This window comes from Streptococcus danieliae (assembly GCF_025447695.1).
Lineage (GTDB): Bacteria > Bacillota > Bacilli > Lactobacillales > Streptococcaceae > Streptococcus > Streptococcus danieliae.
The window spans coordinates 1-4,836 of sequence record NZ_JAOBSU010000116.1 but is presented as its reverse complement, the minus strand read 5'-3'; the positions used below and the strand labels follow the sequence as shown (position 1 = coordinate 4,836).

At 40.0% G+C, this 4,836-nt stretch carries 2 protein-coding genes and 1 pseudogene; all 3 read left to right on the top strand.

Annotated elements, in window-relative coordinates; genetic code table 11:
- Window positions 1-343: 343 nt before the first annotated feature.
- Window positions 344-745, top strand: a pseudogene (locus tag N4310_RS07505) (Eco57I restriction-modification methylase domain-containing protein); the annotation flags it as partial.
- Window position 746: 1 nt separating this feature from the next.
- Complete coding sequence (locus tag N4310_RS07500) at window positions 747-4,016, top strand: DEAD/DEAH box helicase family protein (RefSeq protein WP_262092687.1); 3,270 nt, start codon at window positions 747-749, stop codon at window positions 4,014-4,016.
- A gap of 225 nt (window positions 4,017-4,241) precedes the next feature.
- Window positions 4,242-4,751 carry an NAD(P)-dependent oxidoreductase gene (locus N4310_RS07495; RefSeq protein ID WP_262092686.1) on the top strand — a complete coding sequence of 170 codons (510 nt, stop codon included), beginning with the start codon at window positions 4,242-4,244 and terminating at the stop codon, window positions 4,749-4,751.
- Window positions 4,752-4,836 lie beyond the last annotated feature (85 nt).

Sequence of the window (4,836 nt, the reverse complement as noted above, 5' to 3'; positions counted from 1 at the left end):
CACGTTCGCACTACCAAATAGGAATACCTACTTATTTGAAATAAGGCGACAATAAGTATGAGTTTTTAGAGGTGCCCACAAGAAAGTCCATAATCGTAGTGACTTTGTAAGTTTGAGTGACTATGTCTATTCTCCTGAAAGTTATAAGTTGACACAGAAAGTTCATGATGACTTTCCTAATGTTGGTGAACGTCTTAGTAAAGGTCATAAATTTGACATGACAACAAATATTTTTGATAAACTTCCTGAAATTTTTGTAAATGAGATTTTCGATGGTGCAGTTCAAATTTATGGGCGACAAAACAATGAAAGATTGTTAAAATATGTACATGAAGATTATATTAAAGTACCAGAAAATTTTGATAAGTATAAAGTTATACTTCCAAAATCAAATGGCAGTGGTGCTATTGGTGAAGTACTATCAACACCCCTAATCGGGGAACCCCTAATCGGGCATACCCAAACGTTTCTTTCCATTGGTTGTTTGGACACTGAGTTTGAAGGTAATTCGTTACTAAAATATATAAAAACGAAATTTGCTAGGACTCTTCTTGGTGTACTAAAAACTACTCAGGATAACAAAAAGTCAACTTGGAAATATGTTCCGTACCAAGACTTTACGGTCAATTCGGATATTGATTGGTCACAATCAGTGGCTGATATTGATCGCCAATTGTACAAAAAATATGACTTATCAACTGAAGAGATTGCCTTTATTGAGTCTAAGGTAAGGGAGATGGAATAAGATGGTAAAGATTCAAACATCAAAAGAAATTACGCCAAAAATTTATGCCTATACAACTCCCAAAAACCTCGACAATGAAGGTTGGATCAAAATTGGTTATACGGAACGTGATGTTAAGAAAAGGATCAAGGAACAGACCCACACAGCTCATGTTACAACTGACATCCTTTGGTCAGAAAAGGCTGAGTATCTGACAGAACCGGATAAAGGGGCAACCTTTTCTGACCATGACTTCCATCATTTTTTGAAGTTTCATGATGTAGAGCGAAGACCGAAGACAGAGTGGTTTTATTTCAACGGAGAACCGGATCGCGCTAAGCATCTATTTGACAAATTTGTTGTTCATGACGTGTCGGATTATCAACCTGGTCAAGGTCAAGATTATGTTTTGAGACAAGAGCAGGAGGCAGCCGTTGAGCAGACTGCAGCCTATATGGCAGAACATCCTTCTGGAAAATACCTTTGGAATGCTAAGCCTCGTTTTGGTAAGACCTTGGCGACCTATGATTTGATTTGCCGAACCCAGGCTCAAAGTGTTTTGATTGTGACCAATCGTCCTGCGATTGCAAATTCCTGGTTTGATGATTTCAATAAGTTCATAGCTGGGAAAACTAACTATAAATTTGTTTCCGAATCGGATAGCTTAAAAGACCGTCCAGTCTTGAGTCGCAAAGATTATATGGACTATGTTTTATCCCATTTGGATGAAACGGAGGAGATGGGACAAATTGCTTTCTTAAGTCTGCAAGATTTGAAAGGGTCAATTTTTCTTGGCGGTAGGCACAACAAGCTAAAATGGGTCACGGATACAGAGTGGGATTTATTGGTTATTGATGAGGCACATGAAGGAGTGGATACCTTCAAGACCGATACAGCCTTCAACCAAATCAAGAGGAACTTTACCCTCCATTTATCGGGGACGCCTTTTAAGGCTCTCGTAAAAGGAGATTTTTCTGCGGATCAAATTTTTAATTGGTCTTATGCAGATGAGCAAAAAGCCAAACTGAACTGGGAAAGGGAATCTGAAAAAGAGAATCCTTATGAGAGTTTACCGCAACTCAATCTATTTACCTATCAGATGTCTCAAATGATTGGGGAGAAAGTGGCGGATGGAGTCCAGTTGGATGGTGAGAATGTTGACTATGCCTTTGATTTGAATGAATTCTTTTCGACAGATGAGTCGGGGAAGTTTGTCTATGAGCAAGCCGTCAAAAATTGGTTAGGAACCTTGTCTACCAATGAAAAGTATCCATTCTCCACTAAAGAGCTTCGAAATGAGTTAAAACATACATTTTGGTTATTAGATCGTGTAGCCTCGGCAAAGGCTTTAAAAGCCTTGTTAGAAGAGCATCCAATCTATGAAAACTACAAAATTGTCTTGGCGGCTGGTGATGGAAGGATGTCGGAAGAAGACGATCGGGTTAAATTGAAAGCATTGGATGCTGTGCGGGAGGCCATTCAAACCAATGATAAGACCATTACCTTATCTGTAGGTCAATTAACGACAGGGGTAACGATTCCTGAATGGTCTGCTGTTTTAATGCTGTCCAATATCAAATCGCCGGCTCTTTATATGCAGGCAGCTTTTCGGGCACAAAATCCCCATAGTTGGAGTGATGACAAAGGGAATCACTATCGTAAGGAAAATGCTTATGTTTTTGATTTCGCCCCTGAGCGTACGCTCCAGCTTTTCGATGAATTTGCAAATAATTTGTCGTTAGCAACGGTTTCTGGAGGTGGCACGACTACTACTCGAGAGGAAAATAGTAGAGAACTGTTGAATTTCTTCCCGGTAATTGCTGAAGATCATGAAGGTAAGATGGTGAAAATTGATGCCAAATCCGTTTTAACCATTCCTCGTCAAATTAAGGCGAAAGAAGTTCTTAAACGTGGATTTATGTCGAATCTGCTCTTCGATAATATAGCTGGAATCTTTAGAGCCACCCAGACAGTTCTCGATATTTTAGATCAGTTACCAGTTGCTGAGCAGGGGAAGGTGAATAAGAGTTCTGAAAACGGATTTTTGGATTTCTCGAATGTCAACGTTGATGAGAGTGGAGACGTTGTTGTACCTCCAGCAATTGTTGAGAGTCAACAAACAAAGTTGTTTGGAGAGAAAATCTATGGACTTGGGAACTCGGTTTCGACAGTCATTGCAGAAACGAAAGATACTTCAAAAGCGAGCTTTGTTAATCAATTGACTAAAGAGGTCGCACCTGTACTCGTAAATGAATTAAAGGCTGAGTATGGACTAAAGAGTCGAGAAACGAAAGACATTGAAAATCAAGTGAAGGAGACAATTGCGAATCAGGTTAAAAACCACGAAGTAAAACGTCAGATAGCAGAAGCACATTTACAAGAAGAGTATCAGGAGAAAATTGATCAAGCAAATGATAAGGCGGAAAAAGAAATCCTTAAAGCAGACTTAGATCAAAAATTAGAGGAAAGTAAGCAAAACCATGATGCAGAACTCAAGGAAAACCTGAAGGAGACGGTAACTCAGCTACCTGAAGCTCTTATCGAGCAAATTGAAACCAAGCAAGCTGAGAAGATTAGAGATAGAGCGGAGAATGACATTCGAGGGCACTTACGTGGTTTTGCTAGAACCATCCCAAGTTTTATCATGGCATATGGCGATGAATATTTGACTTTGGATAATTTTGATACCTATGTTCCCGAAGCTGTTTTTTCTGAGGTGACAGGGATTGGCGTTGAGCAATTCCGTTATCTTCGTGATGGTGGGAAAGATTTTGAGGGGCATCTTTTTGATCGACAAACTTTTGACGAGGCTATCCAAGAGTTTTTACGAAAGAAAGATGAGTTATCTAACTATTTTGAAGATGTAAAAGAGGATATTTTTGACTATATTCCGCCACAGAAAACGAATCAGATTTTTACACCGAAACGAGTCGTAAAACGGATGGTCGATGATTTGGAGAAGGAAAATCCTGGGATCTTTGACGATCCAAATAAGACTTTTTTGGATCCTTACATGAAATCAGGACTTTATATCACCGAACTGGTGAAACGTCTTTATAATAGTAAAGGTTTAAAAGGAGCCTTTCCTGATGAGCAGGATCGCATTAAGCACATCCTTGAAAAGCAAGTATTTGGTTTTGCTCCGACAGAGATTATCTATAAAATTTGCATCAATTATATATTTGGGAATCTTCCAGAAACCATCAGTCGTGACAATTTTGTGCAAGAAGATACGATTCCAGCAGTCAAAGAAGGGAAATTACAAGAACTTGTTGATCGATATTTTGGTTAATCGTGTCATCACAGTACAAGCACGCTCTCACTCTCTAGTTTGATTTTAACCTAGCTTGACTATTTTGAGCTTGTCAATTGAAGGAGGGAGTGGGACAGAACTAAATTTGAAAAAATTTAGTTCGTAGTCCCACCCTCTTTTGCTTTTTCCGGTCTTTCTAATTGACAGCCAGGAAGTCTTTCAGTATACTGGTTGTAATAAAAAAAGTTACAGGAGAGATTCCCTATGAAAATTGCCGTACTTGCAGCCAATGGCCAAGCTGGTCAGGAAATTGTGAAAGAAGCCGTCAAACGCGGCCATGAGGTGACGGCCATTGTCCGTTCTGCCAATAAGAGTCAAGCTCAGGCTGTGATTGAGAAAGATATTTTAGACGTGACACGAGCAGATCTACAAGATTTTGATGCGGTCGTGACAGCCTTTGGAGTTTTTGCAGAGGAGCTTCTTCCTCTCCATACCAAAACCTTAGAGCACCTGGTCTCTGTGCTCGAAAATACAGACATTCCGTTTTATGTTGTAGGTGGAGCTGGCTCACTCTATCTCACAGAAGTGGGTGGCTTAACCTTAGCGGAAAGCGATGGTTTCCCAGAAGCCTTTAGACCTCTAGCCTTGGCCATGAAGGCTGGTTTGGATTTCTTACGCGCAAGCCAGCATGTTGACTGGGTTTACCTTAGTCCAGCAGCTGATTTTGATGCAGAAGCACCTACCAAGGGAACTTATGTCGTAAGCGCCCAATAACAGGGTACATCAAAAAACCTCCAAGATTGTAAGCAGCTTGCTTTGAATCTTGGAGGTTTCTTTAACGACAATGCTCTTGTATTTG

Coding starts and splice junctions, on each gene's coding strand:
- N4310_RS07500 (WP_262092687.1), top strand. CDS start 747: ATGGTAAAGATTCAAACATCAAAAGAAATTACGCCAAAAATTTATGCC.
- N4310_RS07495 (WP_262092686.1), top strand. CDS start 4,242: ATGAAAATTGCCGTACTTGCAGCCAATGGCCAAGCTGGTCAGGAAATT.